Source organism: Loktanella sp. DJP18 (genome assembly GCF_049310965.1).
Taxonomy (GTDB): Bacteria; Pseudomonadota; Alphaproteobacteria; order Rhodobacterales; family Rhodobacteraceae; genus Loktanella.
The window spans coordinates 1-26,492 of sequence record NZ_JBMERN010000053.1 but is presented as its reverse complement, the minus strand read 5'-3'; the positions used below and the strand labels follow the sequence as shown (position 1 = coordinate 26,492).

The 26,492-nt window shown below is 62.2% G+C and carries 25 protein-coding genes and 2 pseudogenes; 17 read left to right on the top strand and 10 right to left on the bottom strand.

Annotated features, from left to right (window positions below):
* From ACOI1H_RS15035 to ACOI1H_RS15020, 4 genes are all read right to left on the bottom strand, one after another.
* On the bottom strand, positions 1 to 548 hold a 548-nt coding region (locus tag ACOI1H_RS15035; protein WP_422438651.1), incomplete at its 3' end, for a lytic transglycosylase domain-containing protein.
* 34 nt (positions 549 to 582) lie between these two features.
* Positions 583 to 951 carry a hypothetical protein gene (locus tag ACOI1H_RS15030; RefSeq protein ID WP_422438650.1) on the bottom strand — a complete coding sequence of 123 codons (369 nt, stop codon included), beginning with the start codon at positions 949 to 951 and terminating at the stop codon, positions 583 to 585.
* Positions 952 to 1,124: 173 nt separating this feature from the next.
* Positions 1,125 to 2,075 (bottom strand): alpha/beta hydrolase, encoded by a 951-nt coding sequence (locus ACOI1H_RS15025; protein ID WP_422438649.1) that lies wholly within the window; start codon positions 2,073 to 2,075, stop codon positions 1,125 to 1,127.
* Positions 2,041 to 3,669, bottom strand: coding sequence for a hypothetical protein (locus tag ACOI1H_RS15020; protein WP_422438648.1), 1,629 nt, complete (start codon positions 3,667 to 3,669; stop codon positions 2,041 to 2,043). Before ACOI1H_RS15020 ends, ACOI1H_RS15025 begins: the two co-directional genes overlap by 35 nt.
* A 283-nt stretch (positions 3,670 to 3,952) precedes the next feature.
* Between ACOI1H_RS15020 and ACOI1H_RS15015 the strand changes: the two genes are divergently transcribed.
* The 4 genes from ACOI1H_RS15015 to ACOI1H_RS15000 all read left to right on the top strand — a co-directional run bounded on the left by ACOI1H_RS15015 (position 3,953) and on the right by ACOI1H_RS15000 (position 6,549).
* The gene (locus ACOI1H_RS15015) at positions 3,953 to 4,153 is read left to right on the top strand and encodes a hypothetical protein (protein ID WP_422438647.1); all 201 of its coding nucleotides are present in this window, start codon (positions 3,953 to 3,955) and stop codon (positions 4,151 to 4,153) included.
* A 176-nt stretch (positions 4,154 to 4,329) separates the two neighbouring features.
* Positions 4,330 to 5,064 carry a hypothetical protein gene (locus tag ACOI1H_RS15010; protein WP_422438645.1) on the top strand — a complete coding sequence of 245 codons (735 nt, stop codon included), beginning with the start codon at positions 4,330 to 4,332 and terminating at the stop codon, positions 5,062 to 5,064.
* Positions 5,065 to 5,542: 478 nt separating this feature from the next.
* Positions 5,543 to 6,268, top strand: a complete 726-nt coding sequence (locus ACOI1H_RS15005) for a hypothetical protein (RefSeq protein ID WP_422438643.1) — start codon at positions 5,543 to 5,545, stop codon at positions 6,266 to 6,268.
* Positions 6,265 to 6,549, top strand: coding sequence for a hypothetical protein (locus ACOI1H_RS15000; RefSeq protein ID WP_422438641.1), 285 nt, complete (start codon positions 6,265 to 6,267; stop codon positions 6,547 to 6,549). The genes ACOI1H_RS15005 and ACOI1H_RS15000 overlap by 4 nt, the downstream gene beginning before the upstream one ends.
* Before the next feature lie 128 nt (positions 6,550 to 6,677).
* On the opposite strand, the pseudogene ACOI1H_RS14995 reads toward ACOI1H_RS15000, so the two are convergent.
* Positions 6,678 to 6,873: pseudogene (locus tag ACOI1H_RS14995) on the bottom strand (IS6 family transposase); the annotation flags it as partial.
* On the opposite strand from ACOI1H_RS14995, the pseudogene ACOI1H_RS14990 reads away from it, so the two are divergent.
* The 4 genes and pseudogenes from ACOI1H_RS14990 to ACOI1H_RS14975 form a co-directional block, all read left to right on the top strand.
* Positions 6,854 to 6,997 (top strand): annotated as a pseudogene (locus tag ACOI1H_RS14990) (IS6 family transposase); the annotation flags it as partial. The pseudogenes ACOI1H_RS14995 and ACOI1H_RS14990 overlap by 20 nt on opposite strands.
* Before the next feature lie 175 nt (positions 6,998 to 7,172).
* Complete coding sequence (locus tag ACOI1H_RS14985) at positions 7,173 to 7,643, top strand: MaoC family dehydratase (protein ID WP_422438639.1); 471 nt, start codon at positions 7,173 to 7,175, stop codon at positions 7,641 to 7,643.
* Between the two features lie 38 nt (positions 7,644 to 7,681).
* Entirely contained in the window at positions 7,682 to 8,473 is a 792-nt protein-coding gene (locus ACOI1H_RS14980; protein ID WP_422438637.1) for an IclR family transcriptional regulator, read from the top strand.
* A gap of 3 nt (positions 8,474 to 8,476) precedes the next feature.
* Positions 8,477 to 8,896 (top strand): PaaI family thioesterase, encoded by a 420-nt coding sequence (locus tag ACOI1H_RS14975; protein ID WP_422438635.1) that lies wholly within the window; start codon positions 8,477 to 8,479, stop codon positions 8,894 to 8,896.
* On the opposite strand, the gene ACOI1H_RS14970 is transcribed toward ACOI1H_RS14975, so the two are convergent.
* Genes ACOI1H_RS14970 through ACOI1H_RS14960 form a run of 3 tightly spaced genes read right to left on the bottom strand, consistent with a single transcriptional unit; the run spans position 8,884 to position 13,211 of the window.
* Positions 8,884 to 9,942 (bottom strand): acyl-CoA dehydrogenase family protein, encoded by a 1,059-nt coding sequence (locus tag ACOI1H_RS14970; protein ID WP_422438633.1) that lies wholly within the window; start codon positions 9,940 to 9,942, stop codon positions 8,884 to 8,886. The two genes, ACOI1H_RS14975 and ACOI1H_RS14970, sit on opposite strands and share 13 nt — an antisense overlap.
* Position 9,943: 1 nt before the next feature.
* Positions 9,944 to 11,131 (bottom strand): acyl-CoA dehydrogenase family protein, encoded by a 1,188-nt coding sequence (locus tag ACOI1H_RS14965; RefSeq protein ID WP_422438631.1) that lies wholly within the window; start codon positions 11,129 to 11,131, stop codon positions 9,944 to 9,946.
* Position 11,132: 1 nt separating this feature from the next.
* On the bottom strand, positions 11,133 to 13,211 hold the full coding sequence (locus ACOI1H_RS14960) for a 3-hydroxyacyl-CoA dehydrogenase NAD-binding domain-containing protein (protein WP_422438629.1): 2,079 nt from the start codon (positions 13,209 to 13,211) through the stop codon (positions 11,133 to 11,135).
* A gap of 162 nt (positions 13,212 to 13,373) precedes the next feature.
* Between ACOI1H_RS14960 and ACOI1H_RS14955 the strand changes: the two genes are divergently transcribed.
* From ACOI1H_RS14955 to ACOI1H_RS14940, 4 genes are read left to right on the top strand one after another with little or no spacing between them, the layout of a single operon-like run.
* Entirely contained in the window at positions 13,374 to 14,891 is a 1,518-nt protein-coding gene (locus tag ACOI1H_RS14955) for a class I adenylate-forming enzyme family protein (protein WP_422438652.1), read from the top strand.
* A complete protein-coding gene (locus ACOI1H_RS14950; RefSeq protein ID WP_422438627.1) occupies positions 14,888 to 15,250 on the top strand; it encodes a Zn-ribbon domain-containing OB-fold protein in 363 nt (120 codons plus the stop codon). The genes ACOI1H_RS14955 and ACOI1H_RS14950 overlap by 4 nt, the downstream gene beginning before the upstream one ends.
* Positions 15,251 to 15,252: 2 nt before the next feature.
* Positions 15,253 to 16,404 (top strand): acetyl-CoA acetyltransferase, encoded by a 1,152-nt coding sequence (locus tag ACOI1H_RS14945; RefSeq protein ID WP_422438625.1) that lies wholly within the window; start codon positions 15,253 to 15,255, stop codon positions 16,402 to 16,404.
* Positions 16,401 to 18,485 carry an acetate--CoA ligase family protein gene (locus ACOI1H_RS14940; RefSeq protein WP_422438623.1) on the top strand — a complete coding sequence of 695 codons (2,085 nt, stop codon included), beginning with the start codon at positions 16,401 to 16,403 and terminating at the stop codon, positions 18,483 to 18,485. Before ACOI1H_RS14945 ends, ACOI1H_RS14940 begins: the two co-directional genes overlap by 4 nt.
* Positions 18,486 to 18,619: 134 nt before the next feature.
* Here ACOI1H_RS14940 and ACOI1H_RS14935 read toward each other — a convergent pair whose 3' ends face one another.
* Entirely contained in the window at positions 18,620 to 19,858 is a 1,239-nt protein-coding gene (locus tag ACOI1H_RS14935) for a CaiB/BaiF CoA transferase family protein (RefSeq protein WP_422438621.1), read from the bottom strand.
* A gap of 83 nt (positions 19,859 to 19,941) precedes the next feature.
* On the opposite strand from ACOI1H_RS14935, the gene ACOI1H_RS14930 reads away from it, so the two are divergent.
* The 3 genes from ACOI1H_RS14930 to ACOI1H_RS14920 are packed head-to-tail and all read left to right on the top strand — an operon-like array spanning position 19,942 to position 22,610.
* On the top strand, positions 19,942 to 20,538 hold the full coding sequence (locus ACOI1H_RS14930; protein WP_422438619.1) for a TRAP transporter small permease subunit: 597 nt from the start codon (positions 19,942 to 19,944) through the stop codon (positions 20,536 to 20,538).
* Positions 20,535 to 21,845: a TRAP transporter large permease gene (locus tag ACOI1H_RS14925; protein ID WP_422438617.1), complete on the top strand. Its 1,311-nt coding sequence runs from the start codon at positions 20,535 to 20,537 to the stop codon at positions 21,843 to 21,845. Before ACOI1H_RS14930 ends, ACOI1H_RS14925 begins: the two co-directional genes overlap by 4 nt.
* Positions 21,846 to 21,848: 3 nt before the next feature.
* Complete coding sequence (locus ACOI1H_RS14920) at positions 21,849 to 22,610, top strand: enoyl-CoA hydratase/isomerase family protein (RefSeq protein WP_422438615.1); 762 nt, start codon at positions 21,849 to 21,851, stop codon at positions 22,608 to 22,610.
* A 6-nt stretch (positions 22,611 to 22,616) separates the two neighbouring features.
* Here ACOI1H_RS14920 and ACOI1H_RS14915 read toward each other — a convergent pair whose 3' ends face one another.
* A complete protein-coding gene (locus tag ACOI1H_RS14915) occupies positions 22,617 to 23,774 on the bottom strand; it encodes an acyl-CoA dehydrogenase family protein (protein WP_422438613.1) in 1,158 nt (385 codons plus the stop codon).
* Positions 23,775 to 23,894: 120 nt separating this feature from the next.
* Between ACOI1H_RS14915 and ACOI1H_RS14910 the strand changes: the two genes are divergently transcribed.
* Positions 23,895 to 24,995 carry a C4-dicarboxylate TRAP transporter substrate-binding protein gene (locus ACOI1H_RS14910; protein ID WP_422438611.1) on the top strand — a complete coding sequence of 367 codons (1,101 nt, stop codon included), beginning with the start codon at positions 23,895 to 23,897 and terminating at the stop codon, positions 24,993 to 24,995.
* A gap of 107 nt (positions 24,996 to 25,102) precedes the next feature.
* Entirely contained in the window at positions 25,103 to 26,476 is a 1,374-nt protein-coding gene (locus tag ACOI1H_RS14905; RefSeq protein ID WP_422438610.1) for a hypothetical protein, read from the top strand.
* The last annotated feature ends 16 nt before the right edge of the window (positions 26,477 to 26,492 follow it).

The window sequence follows — 26,492 nt, the reverse complement described above, 5'->3', positions numbered from 1 at the left end:
CGGTAAGGGGGGACGCCTTTGTAGGTCCGCACCGCGCCGGGGCCTGCGTTGTAGGCCGCCACGGCAAGCGAGAGCGTTCCAAATTCTGCGATCTGGGCGATCAGATACCGCGCACCACCGTCAAGGTTCTGCGCTTTGTCATTCGGATCGACACCCAGCATTCGGGCGGTTCCCGGCATGAGCTGCGCCAGACCGATTGCACCGACGGGACTACGGGCGCGGTCGTTAAAGCCGCTTTCCGTCTGGATCATCACGTCAAAGAAAATGATGAACTCGCGCGGGTCGATCCCAGCCGCTTTCACGATTGGATGCGAGGCGTAGCGCGATGCGACTGCCCGCGCCAAGGCGCGGTTCGTGCCAACCGGCATAGGCACAGCGGCCAACGCCGCAGGCAGGACTTGCCCCTCTGGCGATGCCCCAATGACCGAAGTCGGGGCGCTCGATGTTGAGATTGTAGGCTGCGGCTCTGGGTCGCCGCCGATGGTTTTCCAGCCCCCACCGATGCCGCCCCAAGCATTATCTGCCAGCGCGGGGCTGGTGAATGACAATAGGACACATGCAATCAGGCCGTGATGCCGGAAGCTATTTGTCGCTGGTGTCCTCAGATCCACTGGGCAGGGTATGGTTCGACTGCCCGCCCTCGAAAAATGGGACGGTGAAGTCTGCGAAACCCATCCGGTGCATAAACGATGCGCACCCGTTGATCGTCCGGAAGACTTTGATCTTGATTTCTTGAACTTCGCCCGCTCGGCGCGGAAATACGACCAGTGTCTTTGCGACGCGTCCATCATCGCTGACGACGCGGACTGTCCACTCGCCATACCAGACAGCTGCTTTGTAGTAGGCATCTCCCACGCAAAGGACCTGAGCTTGATACCCCATCTGAAGCAGCTGTCGAAACTCTGGTTCCATGACCACATTTGGCGCTTCTTTTTGTAAATCTACGTCCACGCCTGTGGTCCCTCTGTCTGAAGGATCAGGCACCCTACCTGGGCACCTTCAACCTACATACTTATAAATATGCGCACAACCTATAAATCCCGCAGAAATATATGATTATGCCAATCGAGTTTGGTTCGTCTTCAAAACTATCCATAAGGTGCAAAACTCGCGAATCAAAGCTTTCACGGGTTATAGTTACCCATGAGATTGAGAATCTGTTCTATCACCGCCTCACGGATCACCGGCTTCTCGGATAAGAGATCGTGGCGACCTTCTGGGACTAAGACATAGTTGCCGTTCGGCCAGTCCGCCATGCGGGTGCGGATCGCTTCTTTATCCACATCCCCATCATCCTCTCCGCAGAAAGCGAGACAGGGAATCGCTGGTGAAGGCATCGAAGCGAGCGCGCGACACTCTTTCAAAGACTCGTTGAGCCAGCCGAAGCTCACGCCTCCGATCATCAGTTCCGGATGGGCCTTCGCCTGCGACTGCCAGTAAGTGTATTCTTCCGCATTCCCCGTCATCGTGTTCTCTTCGAAGGGGGCCTTTGTGACATAGGGTTGCCCGTCTTGTCCCGGTGCAAACCGCTCTCCGAACCCGGTAAGCCGCGCGAATTTTGACAGCAAACCCGCGATCGAACGGACTGGCGGCAGCAGGGTGATCCCCCACATTGGCCCAACGAAGGCGCAAGCGGTCAGTTCGACTCCCCGGACCAGACCGCGCAGCGCGATTGCCGCGCCCATCGAATTGCCGATCAGCGTCCAGGGCCGCGGCAGGTCAAGATCGCGGGCTGCTTGAATCATGGCATCAAGATCGTGCTGGTAGTCGGTGAATCGCTCGACGTGGCAGATATTCGGATCTTCGGTCAGCCTGTCTGACAACCCGTGACCGCGCCAATCAATTACGAACGTGCCGAATCCTGCCTCTTCCAGCCGCTTGGCCAAATGACCATACCGTTCGATGTAGCCGGAACGCCCTGGCGCGATGAACACAGTCCCTTCGCCGCGCAGGGCTGTGCTTGAAACCGGCCAGTGAGCAAGCCGTAACCTCACCCCGTCTTCAGCACGCGCCCAAAAGGCTTGACCGCCCTCCGGACCTTCAGCGATTTCCGTGAAAAACGGGGCTTGTTCCATAATATTTCTTCCCAGAGCGAGTGCGGCGTCTTGTCAGGCACCAGACCGAAAGCACCAGAGAGCAGACAAGCGCAAGCGAAAAGCCCTGGACCTGCCCTATAGATAGAAGGGTGCAAACAAGAAAAACCTGAACAATGGCGAACGTCTTCCACGGGACGTATCCGAACCGGGGACGCGCTGATACGTTACCGTCTTGGGCGCGTTGGCGAAGCGCCATTTGCCCCCTGCTGACCCGTAAAGCGCATACAAAAAGCGCAAAATTGGCGACCGCAATCATCAGAAATGTCGTAAAATGTGAGACAGACGTATTGGGCAGGGTTCCGTTGACGTCCGCCGACAACCGCAGGACGCCGATTAGATCGTGGAAAATCCAAAGCGCGATATCTGGCGCATCCGATGATAGATAAGCCGCCTGAAGTTTGATCACAATCGCGGCCCAGCCAATCAAAAGCGCTGCATCAAAGGCTGAAAGTGCAATCCTTGACCCCTCTCTGATCGCAACCCCTTGCTCGATTTCACCGTCATTGATGTTGCGGGCCAGCCATTCATAATCCCCGGCCATGATAAAAAGGAACATGAGCGCCGTCAGAAATATGAACACGTAGAGAGCAGAGTAGAGATAACCAAACATCGAAACGAGAGCCGACGCACCCTGACCAATGAATTCCGGCCGAATGAGCGTCAAAAGGTTTCTGTCAATCTGGTATATCCCGGCCTCACCTTCTGCGTAGAGCCGAAGACATATCCCGACCCATTGGGCAAGAAAAACGCCACCAAGACACAGCACGAGGATCATCCAGAAAGGGAAGGCGGTCCTGTCTATTCGAGCGTCCCACAACGAAGAATCTTCTTCTGTGCGATCATCGCATGACGATCCATCCAAAAGACGACAGCGCCCATAAGACCGCCAGTGCGAAAGACTAAAGCTCACTCGCATGATGAACAGCGGCAGGATCAGTGCGGGCAAGATGGTCCAAGTTGGTGCCCAAAGAAATCCGACCTCTTTGGAAAGATCGGGTGTCACGCTGTAGCTGACCGACAGCAGACCCAAGATTCCGTTCACTAGCCCGTTTACCGCGTAGGCCGCCCAGATCAAAATTGATAGCTTGAGCGTGTCATCGCGACTGAACCAAGCCTCCCATGATCTTGCCAGACCAGGGGTTCGGATTGGCACATCGCCTGCTAGGGGCGGGGCTACATCATAAGTTGGATCAGCGGGGGAGCTATCATCTGCACCGTTGCGCGGCTCGGCTTTTGTCCGCTCGCGCGCCCGCATCAAAGCCACTTGCCACGCGCTTGTTCTGCGGAGATCGCTGCATCCAAAGACTTTTGCCAAGCGGTGTAAGTTGGGAACGCTTATGCCCCCACGACCCTGTGGAGCGAGCCACCTCTGCACGGTTCGCAGGTCAATCAGACTTCGACCCGATTCAGCCTGGTTGATAGCCGCCGTGAGCGTTTCTGCCGTCCAGGGCTCAGCTGGTTCGCCATTCGCCGAACAATCCCGGCCAACACCAGCGGCGATCGCTGCCTGAATGAGCGATCTGAAATCATGATCGTTGGTCGGTGGCTCGATGTAGTGTTTTCCGTTTACCATCAACACTTTCCGGTCTGATGTGTCGTTTCATGTCGATGTGAAGGTGCTCTATACCACGACATAGTTCGCGGCTTCATCCCCCGAAGGTCAAGATTTCTTTCACAAGATCATTTTATTATTTCAATTAACTTCAGCGTCTTAAGGTGAGTTATGTCGCATCGTGTCGCCGAACGTTTCACTTCATGTCGTTCGTGTCGCCGTGTCACTAGCTTTTGGCGAGTGCGCATGTCTTTTTCACCTCCACCGGTAGAAATCACGCTGCGGAACATGAGAGGGCACCATAATGGCAAAATACGACCGCAACCATGAGTTGTCTGGCGGAAAATCTGAAAAGATCACTATGAGGCTGAGACATGCCCACGCGATCAAGCGCATTTTAGATCGGAAGACCCTCAAAATTGTAGGCTGGCTCTACGAATGGAATACGGGTCAGATCACGCCCATGTGGAAGGACAAGCCGTGCAAAGACGTGATCTACGACTGAATCTCGAACACGAGAGCCGCACCTACGTCCCGGCGCTGTGCAAATATGAAGATGTTCAGGCGGGACGGTCGGGCATCCTTCCGCCAATCGCAGCCGTCAAACCGCTTTACGAACCTCCCGTAATCGTTTTATAGAAACGTCACAAACTTATAAGTATGCGTTTCGGGAGGTCCTTGATGCTGACCCTTCTAAGATCAACAACACTCACCGCCGCTGTTGCAGCCGCCGCGATCTTCAACGCACCCCGAGAAGCGACCGCGGCGTTCAACGTGGATTGCGCAATGCTGTTATGCCTGGCCGGCGGCTGGCCCAAATCTGCGGAATGCACTCTGGCCTACGCGACGTTCATCCGGCGCGTGACCCCTTGGCCGATTGAACCGCCGCTTCAAATCTGGCGCTGTCCGATGGGGGCCTCTTACGAAGGCGAACCCCACAGACCCATGCAGCGACTCTATGAAGCCGCCTTTCCTGACGCCCAGTTTCCCATGCAGTCCATTCCGACCGGCAGTCAGGAGGCCGCCGTTGCACCCATCCCCGCCATATTCCGCGATCCAGAATATCGGCCGGATGCAGCCTCGATCCTTCAACTGGTCGCAGGGCAGGGGACAGATGTGGATATATCCGATCCGATCTACGACTTCGTGCGCTCAATCCGCGTCTTCGACGTTTACGCCCGTCAGCGTGAAATGGGGAAAGACCGCGACTGCGCACGGTCGTCAAAGGTTCGCATCGGCAGCTATGGCAGCCAAGGCGTTTACCAGTGGCGAAATGCCAGCCTGTCGGACCTGCCTGCGGCCCACTTTGGAACGGAAGGTTATGGCAGCTCTTGTCCGTCCGTTTACGACCGCTCAATCTTTGTCGAGTGGAAGGACTATAGCGGAAATTACGGCCATGAGCAGGTGAACTACTAAAGCGAGTTCGCGGCACCCCGCTACTGTCAGAAAACGCGGCAAGCATCGTCACAGAGTTTGCCAGTCACCCTTCCGAAAAGGGGATCACGACCCAACAGCAAAACGAACGCAAAGAAATAGAAACCCCCGCGAGGCGGAAACCTGCGGGGGGGATTTTAAAGCCGAGGGATTGGCGTCCCTTGATCGACCAAACTTCACATGGCCCTTTTCTATCCCCTCCCAACCTGACGAGCAACAAAAAACGCACCTGTGCGAACGGGAGAAACTTGCTCGATTACCGCTTCGCTTCACCGAGCGAGGACAAGACCAGTGACCACATCGAGCACCCCCAAAAGCGGGGATTTCATGCGCCTGTTTGCGCGGACCCCCCATGACAGGGGCAGCACTACGCATCGCAAATACGCTGGCAGGCTATATCAGTTATGACGGCAAGCACCGGGGCGCACCGCTTGGCTACGCCGCCTTCACCATGAAGGAGTTGCAGACCATCACCGGAATCAGCGACCGCACCATCCGTTCCGCCCTCGACGAGCTGGCGCAACTGTTCGGTCTGACCATCGAACGCCGGCATCACGACCGGCACCTTTTCACATTTTCCAAGGTCTATGACGCGAACGCAAATGCCGTCCCTGACGAGGATCTGGCACCAGCTGAAACCGCTGAAATTTCCCATGAAAAACGAGTAACCGGCAGTCCACCGCCGCCTTCACTATATACAGGAACAAAAAGTAATAATGATACGACCTCAACCATTCAGATTTTAGACGGGGCAGGGTCAGTCTATCACACGCCGTTCGCGGCGATCATCGAAGATGCCAAGAAAGGCACCGAGGCCGCAGGCATGGACACGCAGTTTCTTTGGAAAGGGTTTCACATGCTCAACGCCCGACACGACCGAGCCATAGCGCCCCTGTCGTGGCTTGTGGCCTTTGTCCGCAAGGCCAAGCCCACGTTCCAGCACAGGCCAAAAGCACCGGCACCAGCGGCACCACCCGCCGCCTGCACCGATCCGGTTCAGCTTATGGCGAGGCCAGCACCTTTCGCCAACCGGGCTTACCACGAAAGCGACTTGCGCCGTGCCATAGGCACCGATGCCTATGAACAGCGCGTGGCTGCGATCCAATCCACGTACGACACCCCGCGCTTTGCGGCCCAGCTTGCAGTTCACGGTCAGGCGGTGAGGGCAGGGACCATCGACCGATGAAAAAGCTTTCAATCCTTGCCTTGCTGGCCGTGGTAAGCCCCGGAACCGCCTTCGCTGAATGGTGTGATCCACCGATCGCGCCAGCGCCGACAACGGCTGAGCTGGCGCACGACTTCCGCGAGGAATTCAAAGACGAGTTCGACCAGTATTTTCGGGATGCGTCCCTCTACACCGCCTGCCTCGATGCCGAGCGCGTCAGGGTGTTTCAGGAAATGCAGATCACTACGCAGCGATACGAACGGTTTTTAAACGACAGCGCCAAATGGAACCCGTCAAGGTGACCCACCCACACTAGATTGAGATGTTTCCGACCGTTTTGCGGTTGCGGCGAACGGACCCTGAGGGGGTCGTCCGCCGGTGTTGTCACGTTAGCTCGCCGACTTTTCAAGTTGGCCATGCCGATCGTTGATCAAGCGGCATTTGCTGCGGATTTCCACGCCTCGAATTCGTCGAGCCGATGGTGAGAGCGGAACGACGGCGGCCTGGTACGGAGAAGGAATTACGATAGGTAAATGGCTGTACTCTGCTCGGTTATTGAATCCCTCTTGGGACCAATGATCAAGGCCGGGAGCCATCTCACGTTTGGCGCTGCGGCTTCTATCTGTCGACGATCAGGACACCACCATCTTCCGCCCAAAGCGCCATCGACTTTCCGCAGCATCCTACCACCAGGCCCGGGCTGACGCGTTCAGCCGCTGGAGCGATTATACTGAAGAAATCACCGCATGAAGACCGCGAAGTTCTTAATCAGGCCGCGGGTGAACAACATGACAAAGCCATCAGGATGCATAACCTACGGTGTCAATTGATCCCCGTCTACTGAACTCATATTAGGTGTGTTGTCTTTCCTACGGTTGCACATCATTTGCGAAACCGTATTCTGCACAGCGAAGCAGGAGCGGCCATGCAACGACACGACGTGACACTTGCGGAAATGGCGGCGCTGGTCGGCACGGAGGTCGGCGTGTCCGCGTGGCACCGGATTGACCAGGTGCTGATCGACGCTTTCGCGCGGGTCAGCGGCGACGACCAATTCATCCACGTGGATTCGGCCCGCGCGGCCGCCTCGCACTTCGGCGGCACCATCGCCCACGGCTTTCTGACCGTCTCGCTGCTTAGCACCATGGCGCTGGAAGCCCAGCCGCAGCTTGCCGGTCTGCGGATGAGCGTGAACTACGGCTTCGACCGTCTGCGTTTTCTCTCTCCGGTGCCGGTGGACAGCGACCTGCGGGGGCGGTTCACGCTGGCATTGCTGGACGAACGGCAGCCCGGCGAAGTGACCGTCGCCTGGGACGTCACGGTCGAGATCAGGGGGCAGGACAAGCCGGCGCTGGTCGCGCACTGGCTGAATCGCCGCTATCTGAACGGCGCCTGAATGGCTTACTGCCCCGCATCGGGCGCGAAAGGACGATCATGACCACCGTCGAAGACGATGCCGACCGCAATTTCGTCATGGCCTTATCCCGTGGCCTCGACGTGCTGCGCTGTTTTCGTCCGCATGAGCAAAGCCTGTCGAACACCGACATCGCGCAGCGCACGGGGCTGCCAAAGCCGACGGTGACCCGCCTGACCTATACCCTGTGCCAGCTGGGCTATCTGGTGCATTCGGATAGCACCGGATTCTATCGTCTTGGCGCAGGAGTGCTGCAGCTTGGTTACGGAGTGCTGGCGGGCGTCGACATGGCGGACCGTGCCCGCGAGGTAATGCGAGAACTGGCCCAGGGCGGGCCGAACCAGAACGTGAATGTCGCCTTCGGTGAACGCCACCGGCTGACGATGGTCTATACGGCCGTACAGCGCACGACGCAGAACATCGCCCTATCGATGACCGTGGGCGCGCGCCTGCCGCTGTTCCGCTCTGCCATCGGGCGCGCCGCCCTCGTTGCCATGACAGAAGCCGAACACGACCGCCTGCTGCGGGACGCGGCCGCCGAGGGGCGCGAGGACATGCCCGCGATCCGCGCCGGGCTGAAGGCCGCCTGCGCGGAATACAAGGTACAGGGATTCGTCACGTCCTTTGGTGCTTGGCGTGAGCAGATCAACGGGATCGCCGTGCCGATCTGGTCGCTGAACGGCGACCGCCTGTATGCTATGAACATCGGCGCGCCGACCTTTCTGGCCAGCGAGGCAGAGCTTCGCGAGGTTTACGGCCCCAATCTGGTCGCCGCTGCCCGAGGCCTGTCGGATTTTCCAAAGAGGGTTTGACCGATGTCAGACACAAAACGCCCGGATCTGATCGAGGATCCCTATCCCATGCAACGCCTGATCGGCTTTCACATGGTCGACTGGTCCGAAGGCTATGCCCGGTTCGAACTGCCCCTGCGGTCCGAGTTGATGAACCGGTACGGTATTCCGCACGGCGGACTTTACGCGGTGCTGCTGGATACCGTCCTGGGCTACGCCGGGTCATTCACCGGCGACGCGGCGCACAAACAGATGGTCATGACACTGTCGCTGACCACGAACTTCCTGTCGCGCCCCTCCGGGCAAACTTTGATCGGTGATGGGCGGCGCACCGGCGGCGGCAAGTCCACCTATTTCGCCGAGGGCACTGTCACCGATGAGACCGATGTGCTGGTCGCAACCGGCAGCGGCACGTTCCGCTATCGCAAGGGTCAGACCGCCTGAAGGGCGGCCATGACGCGCTTGATGTGATGGTCGGTGTCGCCCAGTTGCGCATCGATCATCACCAACCGCTTGGCGTAGTGAGACACCGGCGCCTCCCACGTCATGGCGATGCCGCCGTGCATCTGGATCGCCTCCTCGGCCACGCGCTGAGCCACACGCCCGCACAGGTGTTTGCACATGGAAACGGTGCGAGACTGCAGTTCCGTCCCCATCCGGCTGGCGGCCAGGATCACGATGGACCGCGCCTGCGCGATCTCGGTCACCAACTCGACCGCCCGGTGCTGCAGCGCCTGATTGCTTCCAATGGGCCGTCCGAACTGGTGTCGCTGCTTGAGGTAGTCGAGGAGCATCGCCAGCGTCGCGTCCATTGCCCCCAGCGCCTCGGCCGAAAGCGCCAGAGCACCGGCGTCCAGCGCGTCCTGCACCGCCTCTGCCGCATCGGCGATCAGCAACCTGGCAGGGGCAGCGTCAAGTATGACCTCGGCCGCACCGCCGCCGTCGATCATGGCGTAAGGCATGATGTGTGCATCCGCAGCGGCAACCTCGTAAAGCGAAAGCGCTTCGCCATTACGGGCCACAACAAGGATCGTTTCAGCCACGTGACCGCCATAGACGACGCTTTTGCGCCCGGTCAGCGTGCCGTTCCGCGCGGTGGTCTCGATCTCGGCCAGGTCCCAGCCGTCGCGTTCCCCCACTGCCATAGCATAGGTCACGGCACCTGACAGCAGCGGTTCCAGATCGGCACCCGCGGGGGTCAGTAGACGCGCTGCCATCAGCGCAGGCAACACCGGTTCCGGGCACAGGGCGGATCCCAGCGCCTCGAACACAGTCGCGATGTCGAACCCCGCGCCGCCAAAGCCGCCTTGTGCGGGATCGGCAAGGGCATAGAGAGTGCCCAGATCCACGAGTTTCGTCCAGAGGTCCGGGCTGTGAAAGGGGGCGGTGTAGGCGGCGGCATTGCGGGTTCTTGGGTCGCAGGTATCGGTCAGCAGGCGTGACAGGCTGTCCGACAGCATGCGGCGGTCGTCGGTCTGGTCAAAGTTCATGTCAAAGCCCCAGCATCTCCTTGGCCAAAATGTTCTTCTGGATTTCGTTGGACCCGCCGTAGATCGACATCTTGCGGTTGTTGAAGTATTCCGCCGCGTTCCCGGCCTGATCGGCAGGGACAAGGGCCGCGTTGCCAGCCAGATCCTCTGACGGGAACGGTGCTGCTGCAGGCCCCAGCGCGCGTCGTGACAGGTCATTTAGCGCCTGACGTACCTCGACCCCCTTGATCTTGAGGATAGAGCTTTCGACGCCCGGCGCGCCGGCGGTCTGACCGGCCACGACCAGCCGCAGGTTGGTGATCTTCATCGCTTCCAGTTCGACCTCGATCCGGGCTAGACGTGCTGCGAACAGCGGATCGTCGATCAGACGCCGCCCCGACCGGCGCGGCGTGCGGGCATAGGCCAGTAGGCACTCGAACGCCTGCGTCGAAAAGCCGACGCCCGCGATGTTGTTGCGCTCGTGCGTCAGCAGGTATTTGGCGATGGTCCATCCCTGATTTTCTTCACCCACAAGATTTGTGACCGGCACGCGCACGTCGGTCAGAAAGACCTCGTTGACCTCGTATCCGCCCTCGATCAGGCGGATCGGACGCACCTCGACCCCCGGTGTCTTCATGTCGATCAGCAGAAAGCTGATGCCTTCCTGCGGCTTGCCATCGGGCTTGGTCCGCACAAGGCAGAAGATCCAGTCGGCATGCTGGCCAAGTGTCGTCCAGGTCTTCTGGCCGTTGACGATATAGTCGTCACCGTCGCGCACCGCCTTCGTCTTCAGTCCCGCAAGGTCCGACCCGGCCCCCGGTTCGGAATAGCCCTGGCACCACCAGTCAGTGCCATCGAGGACGCGGGGCAGGTAATGGTCGCGTTGCGCCTGGGTGCCAAACTTGAACAGGACCGGCGCCAGCATTGCGATGCCGAAGGGCACAAGGCGCGGCGCGGCCGCGCGGCCGGCCTCCTCATCGAAAATATGTTTCTGCACCGGCGTCCAGCCCGTGCCGCCGTACTCCGCAGGCCAGCTGGGGGCCAGCCAGCCGCGGGCGTTCAGGGCGGCGTGATAGCCTTCCATATCCTGCTTGATCAGGGTTCGTCCTTCGCGGACCTTGGCGGCGGTGTCCTGTGACAGATCGCTGGCCATGAAGCTGCGGACCTCGGCGCGGAACGCCTCTTCTGCGGGGGTAAAGCGCAGGTCCATGTCAGGCCTCGGCGTTCAGGTCGGCAAAGGTGGTGCCGTCGTCAGCCATCCGCTGCAGCAGCGGCGGCACCTGCCAGTAGTGTGGATCGTCCCGCGTGTAGGTTGCGATGCGCGCGACCAGCGTGGCCGCGCCGATGGTGTCGGCATAGTGCATCGGCCCGCCCCGCCAGCGCGGAAAACCGTAGCCGAACAGAAACGTCGCATCGATGTCGATGGGCCGCTGGGCGATGCCTTCTTCGATCACGCGGCTGGCCTCGACGATCATCGCCGTCATGTAGCGGTCGACGATCTCGACGTCCGGTAAGGCGCGCGGCGTGATGCCGTGATCGGCGCGGACCGTGTCGATGATGGCCGCCACGCCCGGATTGGCGGGGGCAGGTTTTTGGCTGTGATCGTAATAGCCCATGCCGGTCTTGCGTCCCAGCCAGCCGGCCTCTGCGATGCGATCAGGGACTTCGCTGTAACGCTCGGCGGCAGGGCGGTCGGGCGCGCGGCGCTTGCGGGTCGCGTACCCGATATCGAGGCCGGACAGGTCATTGGCTCGGAACGGCCCCATCGCCCAGCCGAACTCTTCTAGCGCGTCGTCGATCTGGTCCGGGCTGGCGCCGTCAAGCACCAGATAATCGGCGGCCTTGCGGTAATGCGTCAGGATGCGGTTTCCGATGAATCCGTCGCAGACCCCCGCCCGTACGGCCACCTTCTTCAGCTTGGTCGCCAAGGCAAATCCAGTTGCCACGACCTCGGGTGCGGTCTTGTCCGCGACCACCACCTCCAGCAGTTTCATGATGTGTGCAGGGGAAAAGAAGTGCAGCCCGATGACATCCTGTGGCCGCGCCGTCGCAGCGGCGATCCGGTCGATGTCCAGATAGGACGTGTTCGTCGCCAGCACGGCCCCCGGCTTGCAGATCGCATCAAGCTGGGTGAACAGGTCGATCTTCACGCCCATGTCCTCGAAGGCCGCCTCGATCACCAGATCGACGTCGTCGAAATCCCTCAGCACGGTCGAGGCGGCAAGGCGATGTTCCGCATTCGTCCGCCCGTCCGCCTTCATCTTGCCGCGCTTCACCGCACCGTCGAGGTTCGACAGGATTGTCTGCCGCCCCCGCGCCAGCGCGTCTGCATCCCGTTCGTTCAGCCGCACCCGCAGGCCCGCCATCAGGCAGGCCGTTGCAATGCCGCTGCCCATGGTGCCGCCGCCGATGATCCCGACGCTGGCCACGCTGCGCGCTGTAGCGTCGCGTTCCGGAATCTTGGCCACGGCCCGTTCGGCAAAGAACGCATGGATCAACCCCGCCCGTTGCGGGGAGTCGAGGCATTCGCGAAACAGCGCGCGTTCGATGTCCATGCCTTCGAGGATCGGGCGATCACAGGCGGCGATCGCCTCCACACATTTCAGCGGAGAATAGAGTTGCGGTGACTGCGCCTGCACGGCGGCCTTGGCTGCGGCGATCTGCTGCGCATCGACGGTCACGGCGATCTGGCCCACGGTGCGGACGGGCAGGGTGCCCGCGCGGACCTCCTCCGCCATCTCAAGTGCCACGTCGCGCGGTTCGCCGTCGGTCAGCCGGTCCAGCAGCCCCATCTCCAGCGCCTCGGATCCGTGAATGTGGCGACCGGTAGTAATCATCTCGATTGCGGCGGTCACGCCGGTCAGGCGTGGCGCGCGTTGGGTGCCGCCGGCGCCGGGAAGGATGCCCAGCGTCACCTCTGGCAGACCGACACGGACGCGGCCGACGCCGACGCGGGCCTGCGCGCCAAGGGCGATTTCCAGACCGCCACCCAGTGCCACACCGTGAAGGATCGCGATCACCGGCGTCGCAATCTCTTCCATCCGGTTGATGATCGGCGGCAGGATCGGGTCCTGCGGCGTCTTGCCGAATTCGCGGATGTCGGCCCCTGCGACAAAGCTGCGGCCTTTGCCATAGAGGGCAATCACGTCGATGTCGGGATCGGCCGCGGCGCGGTCCAGACAATCCTGAAACGCTTGCCGCAAGGCATGAGAGGCTGCGTTGACGGGCGGATTGTCAAAGGCAATCAGCCCCGTGTTGCCGACCTTTTCCAATGTCACGACGTTCGCCATGAATCCCTCCTGATTTGCGAAATATCATTCCGCTGTGCGAACAGCTAAGGCCGGCCAAGGCGGCCTGTCAAGCGAGCGACCGCTTGACGCCCCGGTGCGCGGGCGGCATGGTTCCGCTATGCGAACGTTTGTTTCACAGATCTGGGAGGGATCGGCGTGAACATGGACATGCCCGGAATCGTGCCGGTTGACGTGCCCGGCCCCGATCCCGTCGATCTACCTAGCCTCGTGCGCCAGCATGGCGCTGACCGTCCCGCCATCGTTGCAGGCGACGCTGTCACGACATGGGGCGATCTGGTGGCGGCGATGGACCGCGTGGCGGGTCACTTGATCCGACTCGGCCTGCGTCCCAACGCAGTCGTCGCCAGCCTTGGCGGCGTGACGCCGCAGCACCTCGCGCTTTACCTCGGCACGCTGGCGGCAGGTGGGACTTTTGCGCCGATGATGATTTCGGCCACGCCGCAGATCGTGGCGGGGTTGGTGACGAATTGCGAGGCGCGCCTGGTTTTTGCCGATGCGGCGGGGCGGGCGGCGCGGGGCGACGTGCAGGTGCTGCCGCTCGACAGCCTGCTGACGGACTGTGCCGACACGGACCCCGGCCCGCTGCCGGCCATCGCGCCGACCGACGGGTTCGACATCATCTACAGTTCGGGCACCACCGGGGCGCCCAAGGGGATCATGCACGACCACCGCTTTCGGGGGCGGCAGCGGGCGCGCATGGCGGGCTTTGGCTTCGACCATGCCATGCGGCTGCTGGTCTCTACGCCGGTCTATTCCAACACGACGCTGGCGGCGTTGTTGCCGATGCTGGCGGCGGGCGGCACCGCTGTGCTGATGCCCAAGTTCGACGCGGGTGACTGGCTGGCCTTGGCGGAAAAACACCGCATCACCCATGCCATGTGCGTGCCCGTGCAGTGGCGCCGGCTTCTGGCGCACCCGGATTTCGACCGCACCGACCTCGGCGCGTTAACTACTAAGCTGTCCACCAGTGCCCCGCTGACCGCCGATCTGGGGCAAGAGTTGCTGGCGCAATTTCCCGGGCGCATGGTCAACATCTACGGCATGACCGAAGGCGGCGTCGGCTGCCTGCTTGACCTGACGGCCCATCCCGACCGGCTGGATACCGTGGGACAGGTCGTGGCCGGCGGCAACCTGATGACCCTTGGCCCCGACGACACCCCCCTGCCGCGGGGCGAGGTCGGAGAGATCGTGGGCCGCTCCGTCACCATGATGACCGGCTATTGCAACGCGCCCCACCTCACGCGCAAGGCGTTGTGGACCGACGCGGCGGGCGTGCACTGGATGCGCTCTGGCGACATGGGGTGTGTCGATGCGGACGGGTTCCTACACGTCATGGACCGCACCAAGGACATGATCAATTCCGGCGGGTTCAACGTCTTTGCCGTCGATCTGGAAGCAGCACTCCTATCGCATCCCGCTGTGGCCGAAGCGGCGGTGATCGCCGTGCCAAGTGCCGACTGGGGCGAGACGCCGCTCGCCTACGTCGTTCTGCGCGACAAGGCTGACCCCGAGGTGCTGCGCACCAACGCGAACGCCCGCCTCGGCAAGACCCAGCGGATCAGCCGCGTCATCGTGACCGAAGCGCTGCCCCGCAGCGAGATCGGCAAAATCCTCAAACGTGAACTGCGCGCCCCCCACTGGCCCAAGGAGAAATCATGACCCCCGACACCCACTTTAAAGAGGGCCTTGCCGTTGGAGAGATCCGTCTTCAGCGCTGTGCCGCGTGCGACACGCACATCTTCTTTCCCCGCGTCCTGTGCCCCGCCTGCCATGGCACCGACTTGACGTGGGTTACGGCCAGCGGCGCGGGCGAGGTCTATACCTTTACCACCGTCCGTCAGCGACCGGAGCGTGGCGGTGACTATAACGTCGCCATGGTGGAACTGGCTGAAGGCGTGCGCATGATGACCCGCGTGGACGGCGACCCGCAATCGGTCAAAATCGGCATGCCCGTCACCGCCTACGTCGGCGACATCGACGGCACACCCGCCGTGCTGTGCCGCAGATCGGAGGCATGAGCATGGATCACGCATTGCGCGGCAAGTCGGCCATAGTAGGCCTTGGCGTCGCCGGTTTGGGCGAGGCGCCGGGCTACACCAGCTGGGACATCATGGCGCAATCGGCCCAGGCGGCGCTGGCCGACGCCGGGCTGGCGCTGAAGGACGTGGATGGTCTGTTCTGCGCCATGATGGAGGATTCGATGCCCGTCCTGATGGCGGCGGAATACCTCGGCATCCGGCCCCGCCACGTCGACGGCACACTGACCGGCGGATCGTCCTTCGTGAACTATCTGGCGAGTGCGACGGCTGCCCTTGACGCGGGCCTCTGCGACGTGGCGCTGGTCTGCTACGGCAGCAACCAGCGCACGGCCTCGGGCAAGCTGGTCACGGCCTCTCGACTGCCACCGTATGAGGCGCCCTACAAACCGCGCTATCCGGTGTCGGGCTACGCCATGGCGGCGCAGCGGCACATGTATGAATACGGCACGACCCGCGAACAGCTGGCGGACGTGGCCGTTGCCGCACGCGGCTGGGCCAGCCACAACCCGCAGGCCTTCATGCGCGACCTGATCACGCGCGACGACGTGCTGGCATCCCGCATGGTCAGCGATCCGCTGGGCAAGCTGGACTGCTGCCTCGTGACCGACGGCGGCGGTGCGATCGTGCTGACACGCGCGGACCGCGCTAAGGATCACGCGAAGACACCAGTCTATGTCCTTGGGGCTGCGGCGGAATCGACGCATCGCCAGATCAGTCAGATGCCCGACTTCACCGTCACCGCGGCGCGCAAAAGCGGCAAGCGGGCCTTTGCGATGGCGGGGGTCCAGCCGTCGGATATCGACGTGCTGCAACTCTACGACGCTTTCACGATCAACATCATCCTGTTCCTCGAAGACCTCGGCTACTGCGCCAAGGGCGAGGGCGGCGCCTTTGTCGAAGGTGGCCGGATCGCGCCGGGCGGCGCGCTGCCGGTCAACACCTACGGCGGCGGGCTGTCCTGCACCCACCCGGGGATGCTGGGCATCTTCACGATCATCGAGGCAGCGCACCAGATCAGGGGCACCGCACCGGGCCTGCAACTCGACGGCGTCGATCTGGCGCTGGCCCATGGCAACGGCGGCGTGCTGTCCAGTCAGGTCACGGCCATTCTGGGGTCGGAGGCGACGCTGTGAGCTTTGATGCGCCGCGCTTCATCCGCGATGTGTTCCAGCCCGAAAGTTTCGCAATCCTCGGCGCCTCTGACGATCCGACGCGGATCGGGGGGCGGCCGCTCGCCTATACGCGCGAGCGGTTTGCGGGGCCGATCTATCCGGTCAACCCGACCCGCGACACGGTGCAGGGGCTGCCCGCCTATGCCAGCATCGCCGACATTCCCGGGCCGGTCGACTTCGTCCTGATCGCGGTGCCTGCGGCGCGCGTGGAACAGGCGGTGCGCGACTGCGCGGCCAAGGGCGTCCGCTGCTGCCTGATCTTCAGTTCGGGCTTTGCCGAGGTCGGCGACATGGCGGCGCAGGAAAGGCTTCTGGCGATCGCGCGCCCTGCGGGCCTGCGTATTCTGGGACCCAATTGCCTTGGTCTGTTCGACGCGGCTGGCGGTTTCTTTCCGACATTTACGGCCACGCTGGACCGTGGTCTGCCCGACGGCGGCCATGTCGGCGTGGTGTGCCAGTCGGGTGCCTACGGCAGCCACATCGCATACCTTAACCGCCTCCGCGGCATGGGCGTGGGGCGGATGCTAACCACTGGCAACGAAAGCGACATCTCGGTCGCAGAAGGCATCTACGCGCTGGCCCACGATGACGCGACCGGCTGCATTCTGGCCTATGCCGAAGGTGTCCGCGACGGCCCCGCCTTCCGGCAGGCGCTGGAGGCCGCGCGCCTGAACCGCAAGCCCGTCGCGATCATGAAGGTCGGCCGGTCCGAGATCGGGGCCGCGGCGGCGGCGTCCCACACGGCGTCTCTGGCAGGCGAGGATGCGGTCTTTGACGCGATCCTGCGCCAGCACGGCGCCTTTCGCGCACGCACGACCGATGATCTGATCGACATCGCGGTGGCCACGCGGGCCAGAATCTATCCTGTGGGACGGCGTCTGGGGATCGTCACGATCTCGGGCGGAGCCGGTGTGCTGATGGCCGATGCGGCGGCGGATCACGGAATGGAGGTGCCGCCGATGCCGCAGGCCGCACAGGACGCCTTGCGCGCGGCACTTCCCTTTGCCAATCCGGTCAACCCGGTGGACGTGACCGCGCAGGTCTTTAACGACCTGCCGCTGATCCGCACGAACATGGATCTGATGCTGGGGCAGGGCGGCTATGACAGCATCGTCGCCTTCTTTACCTCGCTCGCCGGCTCGCCCAGTCTGTCCGGCCCCTTGCGCGACGCGCTGGCGGGATCGCTGAAGAAGCACGGGAATGCCCTGATCGCCCTGTCGATCATCGCCCCGCCGGACGTCGTGGCGGATTACGAGTCCGCAGGCTTCATCGTTTACGAGGATCCCAGCCGCGCCGTCGCCGCGCTGGCGGCCCTGTCGGATTTCGGCGCGGCTTTTGCGCGGGGCGGGTTCGCCGCCTCGGTGCCGCCCGCCACGACAGTGCTGTCAGGCGCGATGACGGAACACGCCGCCAAGGCGGTGCTGGCCGACGCGGGTCTGCCAGTCCTGTCCGAGGTTCTGGCCCCCGATGTCGCGGCGGCCGTCGCGGCGGCGGACGACATGGGCTATCCGGTGGTGCTGAAGGTCGTGTCGGCCCAGATCGCCCACAAGACCGAGATCGGTGGCGTTGCGTTGGATCTGGCCGACGCGGAAGCGGTCGCCACGGCGGCGGAAGGCATCCTGTCGCGCGCGGCGGCAGCCCACCCGGATGCGGCCATCGACGGCCTGCTTGTCGCCCCTATGGCTCCCGCAGGGGTCGAGATGATTCTGGGCATCCAGCGCGATCCGGTCTTCGGTCCCGTCGTGATGTGCGGGCTGGGCGGCATCTTTGCCGAGGTCATGCGCGACGTGACCTTCCGCGCGGCCCCGTTCGATCTGGACGAGGCGGCACGCATGATCGGCGAGCTGAAGGGTCAGGCGGTCCTAGATGGCGTGCGCGGCAGGCCTGGTGGCGACCGGACCGCGCTGACGCAGGCCCTGGTCAGTCTGTCGCGCTTTGCCGCGGCTCACGCGGTTGATCTGGAGACATGCGATATCAATCCCTTCCTTCTGCACGAAAGCGGCGGCGCGGCGCTGGATGCGGTGATTGTCTGCGCGGGCTGAGATGGCGGGACGCCTCCCGCGGGAGAGTTTATCTGTCCAAATGTAAGCAATGGCGCCAGGTCGCGCCGGTTGTGCTGGTGGCAACCTGTGGGACGCCTCCCGTGGTAATGAATTTGGGAAAAGCGAGGGATGGGTCAAGGTTCGGCAGCGACGGCGGCACCGGCGGTGAGCATCGCGTCGATCTGGGCTGAGGTATAGCCGATATTGGACAGGACGGCGCGGGTGTCCTGACCGAACCGGGGCGGGGTGCGGTCGAACTGAGCGGGGGTCCGCGACAGTTTCACCGGGTTGCCGGCGCCCTTGTAGTCGCCGATCTCGACCAGCATGTCGCGGTGCAGGGTGTGGGCCGCCTTGAAGACATCCTCGACTGTGTTCACGCGGCCTGCGGGGACGCCCGCCTCCATCAGGGTGCGGGTGATGGCATTGGCATCGTGGGGAGCCAGCAAGGCCACAAGCCGGGCGCGCATCGCGCCGATGTTGGCCAGCCGGTCGGCGTTGCTGGAGTAGTCGGGCTCTGCCGCAAAATCGGGGTCGCCCAGGATTGCACAGAGTTTGCGCCACTGGCCATCGTTGCCGCATCCGATGAAGATCCTGTCCGTGCCGCAGTCGAACATGTCGTAGGGGACGACGTTGGCGTGTTGGTTGCCGGACCGGCCCGCGACGGTGCCCGACAGGAAGTAGTTGGCGGAATGGGGAAACAGCAGGCTGCAGGCGACATCATAGAGGCTCGCCTCGACGAACTGGCCACGGCCGGAGGTCTGACGCTCGAACGCGGCGGCCATGATGCCGAACGCCAGCGACATGCCGGTCGCTATGTCCACCAACGGCACGCCGATGCGCAGGGGGCCGTCGCCGCGGGCACCGTTCACGCTCATCAGGCCAGCCTGTGCCTGCACAATGGCGTCGTAGCCGGGCAGGCCGCCCAAGGGGCCGTCGGCGCCGAAACCGGATAGGCGGGCGTGGATCAGGCGGGGGTAGCGGGCTGACAGGGTGTCGTAGCCGATACCCCACTTTTCCAGCGTGCCGGTCTTGAAGTTCTCGATCAGGATGTCCGCCTCGGCCAGCAGACGGTGCAGGACCTCGCGTCCCTCGGGCTGACGCAGGTCGAGGGCGATGCCGCGCTTGGAGCGGTTCACGCCGATGAAGTAGCTGGATGCGCCGTCCTTGAAGGGCGGGCCCCAGCCGCGCGTCTCGTCGCCTTGGGGCGGTTCGATCTTGATGACCTCTGCGCCGTGATCGCCCAGCCACTGGCTGCAGAACGGCCCGCCCAGCACCCGCGTGCAGTCGATTACCTTGAGGCCAGAAAGTGCGCCACCCGTCATCATCATCTCCTCGATTGACCCGCAGGAAGGGCGACCGTAAGGTCGGTTCATCTGCGAAACTCAATTTCATTTTTGCAGATTTCGCAATAGTCGTGAAGACTGTTTCGCGCCGGGGGCCTTGGGAGGGGTAGGACATGACGGATATCCGCAAACCGGAGGCGCTGGGTCGCATCGACCGGGTTCTGCTGCGCCTGATCGACGGGCTGAGTGCGGCCCTGATGATCGTGGCTGGCATCGCGCTGATGCTGATGATGGTCCATGTGACCGTCGATGTCGTGGGCAAATTCGTGTTCAATCGCCCCGTGCCAATGACGCTGGAAATGGTGTCGAACTATTACATGGTCGCAGTCGTGTTCCTGCCCTTTGCGGCGGTCGAGCGGATGAACGGCAACATTCATGTCGAATTGATCTATGCCCTGCTGCCGAGGATCGCGCGGCGGTTGCTCGACCTTATCAGCTACCTGCTGTTTGCGGTGCTGCTGTATCTGCTGACGACCAGCAGCTGGGCCGTCGCGGTCAAGAAATATAATATCGGAGAGTTCATAATGGGCAGCTATGCCGTGTCGATCTGGCCGTCGCGGTTCCTGCTGCCGGTCGGCACGGCACTGGCGCTGGCCTTGGTGGTGGTGCGGATCGGGCGGACGGCGCTTCTGCTGGGGCGGGCCGATCTGGACAATATTGATGACATGCCGAGTGGCCCCGCCGACCCAGTCGGAGGGACCAACCTATGATGGATCTGTCACGCGAAGCCGTCGGTTTCATCGGAATCTTCGTTCTGCTGTCGATGATCTTTCTACGGGTGCCCGTCGGCGTGGCGCTGGCTAGCGTTTCGGTGGGGGGCATCTTCATCATCATGGGCGAACGGCCCGCGATCGGGATGCTGTCGTCGATTCCCTATGATTTCACCGCCCACTGGACGCTGTCGAGCATCCCAATGTTCCTGTTCATGGGCTACCTGTGCTATCACGCCGGGCTGACGACGGGCCTGTTCCGGCTGGCGCGGCTGTGGCTCTCCTGGCTGCCGGGGGGGTTGTCCGTGGCCTCGATCCAGGGGTCGGCACTGTTCGCCGCCGTGACGGGGTCGTCGCTGGCATGCACCGCCGCGATGGGCCGGATCGCCGTGCCGGAAATGTTGAAGGCTGGTTACGACAAGGGACTCGCCACCGGCACCGTGGCCGCCGCGGGCACCATCGGGTCAATGATCCCGCCTTCGATCTTGCTGATCATCTACGGCATCTTCGTCGAACAAAGTATCGCGGACCTGTTTATCGGCGCGTTGATCCCGGGCATCCTGACCGCAGTCCTATATTCAGTCATGGTCGTCGTGCGCTGCTGGCTAAAGCCGTCGCTGGCGCCGCCCGTGCACGAGGACGTCAGCTGGGGCGAGCGGTTTGCGGCCTTCGGTGACACTTGGCCCGTCATCGTGCTGGTAGTCGGCGTCTTCGGCGGGCTGTTCAGCGGCGTCTTCACTCCGACCGAGGCCGGGTCCGTGGGTGCCGCACTGGCATTCCTGATCGGTCTGGTCAAGCGGGCGCTGTCATGGCCTGTTCTCAAGGAAGCCATTGGAGAGACCCTGCGCACGACTGCGTCAATTTTTCTGATCGCCATCGGGGCGCAGCTGCTGACGCGATTTTTTGCGCTGGCCGGGACCACGCAGATCATCGCGGACTGGATCGGCAACCCCGAGTATTCCCAACTTCAGGTCATCTTGATCATCAGCGTGATCTTGGTCCTGCTGGGAATGCTGCTGGACCCGATCGGCATCATGCTGCTGACTATCCCCATCTTGCTACCGGTGCTGGAGGCGCGCGACATCAACCTGATCTGGTTCGGCGTCCTGATGGCCAAGTTCCTTGAAATTGGCTTCATCACGCCGCCTGTAGGGCTGAACGTCTTTGTCGTGAAAGGGATCGTGGGCGACCTCGTGCCAATCCACAAGATTTTCTCGGGTATCGCGTGGTTTGTGGTGATGGATTTTTTCCTAATCGCCGCACTGATCGCGTTCCCGCAAATCATCCTCTGGTTGCCGGGGCTTTGAGCTATGCTGATTGAAACGAAGCGGGACGGACGCACTGTCGTAGTGACCCTGAACGACCCGGCCAAGCGCAACGCCCTATCGCCGGACATGCGGGCCGAGATGGTAGCGGCCCTTGATCCCGTCATGCTGGACCGGGACGTGCGGGCGGTGGTGCTGGTGGGGCAGGGCAATCACTTTTGCGCCGGAGGCGACCTGAAGTCAATGAAATCCGGCGATCCGATCTATGCGCGCACCCGGATGATGATTACAGCGCGTCTGGTGCGCCTGCTGGCAGCTGGACCGGTGCCGGTAATCGCGGCGGTCGAGGGGGCTGCCTTTGGCGCCGGCCTGTCACTGGCGGCGCTGGCGGACATTAATGTGGTCAGCCGCACCGCGACCTTCGGCGCAGTGTTCGGCAAGATCGGGCTGATGGCGGACGTGGGCCTGCTGTGGGCGTTGCCGAACCGGATCGGGGCGGCGCGGGCCAAACGGTTCCTGTTGCAAAATACGGTGGTCAAAGCCGACGTCGCCCCTAACGGGCTGATCGATCAGCTGTGCGAGCCGGGGCAGGCGCTGGGCCACGCGATGAAAATCGCGGCGAGCTTTGAAAATCAGGCCCCGCTGCCGCTGGCCGCGACCAAATCTGCCTTCTCCCAGATGGCGGACTTCGACCGCGCGCTGGCGCTGGAGGCGGACTTGCAGGGCTTCCTCATGGCCTCGGCGGACCATGAGGAGGGGCGGGCCGCGTTCTTTGACAAGCGCGACCCGGTGTTCAAGGGGGCCTGAGGCCCCTTATTTGCGCTGGTCGAACCGGCGGCCTACCAGTGTGGCCGCGATGTTGATCTTCTGGATGTCGATGGCACCGCCCGCGATACCCCAGCCCCAAGCGTCGCGGAACCGCTGCTCCATGCCGTAATCGCTGTGGTAGCCGTAACCGCCCATGACCTGCACGCCATGGCCCGCGACCTCGCGCACCATTTCGTTAGCAAAGCACTTGGCAAGGCTTGCGTCCATCACGGACGGGAATCCGTCGACGCCCGCCACGGCGCGATGGATCAGCAAGCGCGCGGCCTCGGTCCGCAGTGCCATGTCCGCCAGCTTCATCTGCACCGCCTGAAAGTCGACCAGCGGCTTGCCAAAGGCCTGACGTTCGCCCGTATAGTCCAGCGCCTGTTCCAGCGCCCCCGTCGCCACACCCAGCGACATAGTGGCATTGCCGCAGCGCTCCAGATTGAACGCCCCCATCAGGTCGCCGAACCCGCCTGCGGGCACAAGGATGTTCTCGACCGGCAACCGCACGTCGTCGAAATGCATGTCGGCAGAAGGGATGCCGCGGAAGCCCATCAGCATCTCGGCCTCGCCGAAGGTGAATCCGGGCGTGTCCTTTTCCACGAAGACTGCCCCGATGCCCCGCGCACCGGGCGCATCTGACAAACGACAAAAGACGACGTAGGCGCCGGAATGGCCCGCACCGGAACACCAGCGCTTGGTGCCTTTCAGCACGACTGTATCGCCCTCGACAACGGCGCGGGTGCGAAGGTCGGTCAGCGCCGTGCCTGCGTCAGGCTCCGACATGGAAATCGCCACCAGAACCTTGCCCTGCACGGATTCGCGCACGACCCTGTCGGCCAAGGCAGGCGTGCCATAGGTCTGCACGATGCGGACGGGACCGACCGAGGCTTCGAACACCGGAAAGGCGACGGCGCTGGAAATCTTGGCAAACTCCTCCAGCACGATCAGCGCATCAAGGTGCGTCAAGCCCAGTCCGCCAAAGGATTCCGGCGTGTTGATGCCCAGAAACCCCATCTCGGCGTACGCCTTCAGCATGTCGGGGGGGACGGGCGTGTTCGTCGCTTCGCAGTGTTTCGCCACGCTGGGCAATTCGCGCCGGGCAAAGCTACGGGCGCTGTCCTGCAGCGCGCGCTGGTCGTCGGAAAGGCCGAAATCCACGTCAAAGCTCCACTAAGTGAGGAATTCTTCTGGACATTTAACACCGCCCCCGTCCAAAATGAAACTGTGTTTCGCAAATTTGCGTGGCGGACACCGCCAAAACTCTGGGAGGAGACTGACATGAAATTCACAACCATCGTAGCTCTCGCGATCGCCTTGGGCGGCAGCGTTCAGGCGCAGGACCTGACCATCAGCCAGTGGACCGGGCCAAAGCATCCCGTCGCCATCGGCTACGCACCTCTCATCGCCAAGTTGACCGAAAACGGGTTCAACGTGCAGCAGTTTGAAGGCGGCGCGCTGCTCGGTGCAACGCCCGCACTGGCGGGTCTTGGCGACGGCATCGCAGACATGGGCATGCTGGCGATGACATATTTCCCGGCGGAATTCCGGAACGCACAGCTCGTGGCCGACATGGGGCTGGCCACGCCGAACAATCTGGCTGCCATGGGTGCGGCCATCGAGTACAATTTGCTGGCCTGCCCGGAATGTCTTGACGAATACAAGGCGCAGAACACCCTCTACCTGGGCACCTATTCCACGGCGCCCTATACCATTATCTCGAACGTGCCGATCCGGTCCACCGCCGATCTGTCGGGCAAGAAGGTCCGCGTGCCGGGCAGTCTGTGGTCCCGCTGGGCGCAAAAGGTCGGCGCGATTGAGGTCAACGTCCCCAGCTCCGAGATGTTCGAAGGTCTAGACAAGGGCGCGCTGGACGTTGCCATTCAGGCGCCCGGCGCCTTCCAGTCCTACCAGTTGTGGGATGCTGCCAAATATCTGACAACGCTCAACCTTGGCACTTATCATTCGCTTTCCCTTATGACGACGAACCGCGATTGGTGGGCCGCCCTGACCGACGAGCAGCGTATGTTGATCAAGAGTCAGGCTGCGCAGGTGGCTGTCGACGCGACGATAGCTTATACTGAAGCAGATACCGAAGCGTTGGCCCAACTGGATGAACACGGCGTTGAGTTGATCGAGCCATCGGCCGAGATGATCGCCGACAAGGATGCGTTTGTGGCAGAGGATCTGTCGGTCATCGTAGCTAATGCTGAAAGCGCATATGGCGTCACGGATGCACAGGCGAAGGTCGACAAGTTTCAGGCGCTGATCACGAAGTGGGCCGGGATTGTCGAAGAAACCGGAGGAGATCGTGATGCGATGATCGCCCGTCTGAACGCGGATGTCTATGACAAACTGCCTGCTGATTATGGCATGAATTAAAGCGGCAAATCGTATGGGACTGCGCTGACGTGGCCACCCAAACGACAAACGATGTCATTGCGACACCAAAGGCGGCCCCCGCGGGCCGCTTTGCGGTTTCCGGGGCTTTGCTGCTGGCATCAGGCTTTGGGGCCTATCTGTTTGCAGTGTTGTCAGGGATACAAGCGGCTGTCGGGATCAGCGCGTCACTTATCCTTATATTTATTGCTCTGAATCTAGGCAGGGCGTCTTTGATCGTGCGTTCCTTTGCGATCGCCGCCGTTCTGATCACGGTTTGGGGTTTGCTTTCGCGAAACCTGACGCTGGTCGACATGACGATAGCGGGCGATCGGGTATCGTTCCTTTCTTCTATCCTGATTGCGCTGATATTCCTGCGCCTCGCCGCCGCTCGCGACCCAGCTTTTCAGGCTGCCGGTGCCTTTCTCGCTAATCAGCCCCCGTCGCGGCGATATGTCTCGCTTGGGATTGGCGGCAATCTTTTTGGTGTGCTTTTGAATCTTGGCGGACTTGGTTTGCTGATCGAGATGACTTTGGCCGGACAACGCCGGCTGGAGGCGCAAAGCCACGTCACCGAAGAGGTCCACGCCATTCGCGAACGCCGGATCGTGACGGCCATCGTCAGAGGGTTCGCCACCATTGCCTTCTGGTCGCCCTTTGGCATCGCGCTGAACACGCTACTGTTGATCTTTACCGACGTTCACTGGCGTGACGCCGCCCCTTGGGGGCTAGGGTTCGCTGCAATGTTCCTGTTCGTCGGCGGCGTCATGGACGTTCTGGAACGACGCTATTTTTCGGTCTTTCCGAAGCCTGTCGCGGTTCCGCCTACTCCCGGCGACGGGCTGGGCTTGCTGGCCGTGCTGGGGCATTTGGTCGGTCTAGCGCTATTGGTCATCGCAGGCGACTATCTGCTGCCGCTTAATTTTCAACAAGTTCTGGTGACCGTCGTCCCAGTCTATGCTGTCGTCTGGTCGATGGCGCGGGCGGGGCTAAACGGGCCGCTCCAGCTGATCGATGACCTGACCACCAACGCCCCGCGCTATGTGAACGAAATCGGTGTCTTTGCGCTTGCCGGCTTAATCGGTGCCCTTCTTGTGGCCCTTGTACCGCAGCATGCGCTGGATCCAATCCTGCACGGCATTGTCGATTGGGGCGGGCCGGTGGCGCTGGCCCTGTCACTAACTTGGATTACACTACTGGCTGCGATGCTGGGCCTACACCCGATCATTTCTGTGGTTATTTTTGCAGAGTTCATGGTTCGCACGCCGCTAATTTCGCATCAGGCAGCGCTGTTGTCATTGTTGACCGGCTGGACGCTAACGGTCTGTCTGGCTCCGCTGGCGACCACAGCAACTTATGTAGGCGCGATCCTGCATCGCAATCCGATGACCGTAAGTCTTCGCTGGAACGGATTGTTCGGCAGCATCATGCTGGTTTTGTCGTCGCTTTTCTTGGTTCTGGGAATGGTCAGCCAGTGGTTTTGACAGTGGCTTTGTGAGA

Bases quoted from the DNA above. Each gene is read 5' to 3' on its own strand.
- ACOI1H_RS15025 (WP_422438649.1), bottom strand. From the start codon at position 2,075: ATGGAACAAGCCCCGTTTTTCACGGAAATCGCTGAAGGTCCGGAGGGC.
- ACOI1H_RS15020 (WP_422438648.1), bottom strand. From the start codon at position 3,669: ATGGTAAACGGAAAACACTACATCGAGCCACCGACCAACGATCATGAT.
- ACOI1H_RS15015 (WP_422438647.1), top strand. From the start codon at position 3,953: ATGGCAAAATACGACCGCAACCATGAGTTGTCTGGCGGAAAATCTGAA.
- ACOI1H_RS15010 (WP_422438645.1), top strand. From the start codon at position 4,330: ATGCTGACCCTTCTAAGATCAACAACACTCACCGCCGCTGTTGCAGCC.
- ACOI1H_RS15000 (WP_422438641.1), top strand. From the start codon at position 6,265: ATGAAAAAGCTTTCAATCCTTGCCTTGCTGGCCGTGGTAAGCCCCGGA.
- ACOI1H_RS14985 (WP_422438639.1), top strand. From the start codon at position 7,173: ATGCAACGACACGACGTGACACTTGCGGAAATGGCGGCGCTGGTCGGC.
- ACOI1H_RS14980 (WP_422438637.1), top strand. From the start codon at position 7,682: ATGACCACCGTCGAAGACGATGCCGACCGCAATTTCGTCATGGCCTTA.
- ACOI1H_RS14975 (WP_422438635.1), top strand. From the start codon at position 8,477: ATGTCAGACACAAAACGCCCGGATCTGATCGAGGATCCCTATCCCATG.
- ACOI1H_RS14970 (WP_422438633.1), bottom strand. From the start codon at position 9,942: ATGAACTTTGACCAGACCGACGACCGCCGCATGCTGTCGGACAGCCTG.
- ACOI1H_RS14965 (WP_422438631.1), bottom strand. From the start codon at position 11,131: ATGGACCTGCGCTTTACCCCCGCAGAAGAGGCGTTCCGCGCCGAGGTC.
- ACOI1H_RS14960 (WP_422438629.1), bottom strand. From the start codon at position 13,211: ATGGCGAACGTCGTGACATTGGAAAAGGTCGGCAACACGGGGCTGATT.
- ACOI1H_RS14955 (WP_422438652.1), top strand. From the start codon at position 13,374: ATGGACATGCCCGGAATCGTGCCGGTTGACGTGCCCGGCCCCGATCCC.
- ACOI1H_RS14950 (WP_422438627.1), top strand. From the start codon at position 14,888: ATGACCCCCGACACCCACTTTAAAGAGGGCCTTGCCGTTGGAGAGATC.
- ACOI1H_RS14945 (WP_422438625.1), top strand. From the start codon at position 15,253: ATGGATCACGCATTGCGCGGCAAGTCGGCCATAGTAGGCCTTGGCGTC.
- ACOI1H_RS14935 (WP_422438621.1), bottom strand. From the start codon at position 19,858: ATGAACCGACCTTACGGTCGCCCTTCCTGCGGGTCAATCGAGGAGATG.
- ACOI1H_RS14930 (WP_422438619.1), top strand. From the start codon at position 19,942: ATGACGGATATCCGCAAACCGGAGGCGCTGGGTCGCATCGACCGGGTT.
- ACOI1H_RS14925 (WP_422438617.1), top strand. From the start codon at position 20,535: ATGATGGATCTGTCACGCGAAGCCGTCGGTTTCATCGGAATCTTCGTT.
- ACOI1H_RS14920 (WP_422438615.1), top strand. From the start codon at position 21,849: ATGCTGATTGAAACGAAGCGGGACGGACGCACTGTCGTAGTGACCCTG.
- ACOI1H_RS14910 (WP_422438611.1), top strand. From the start codon at position 23,895: ATGAAATTCACAACCATCGTAGCTCTCGCGATCGCCTTGGGCGGCAGC.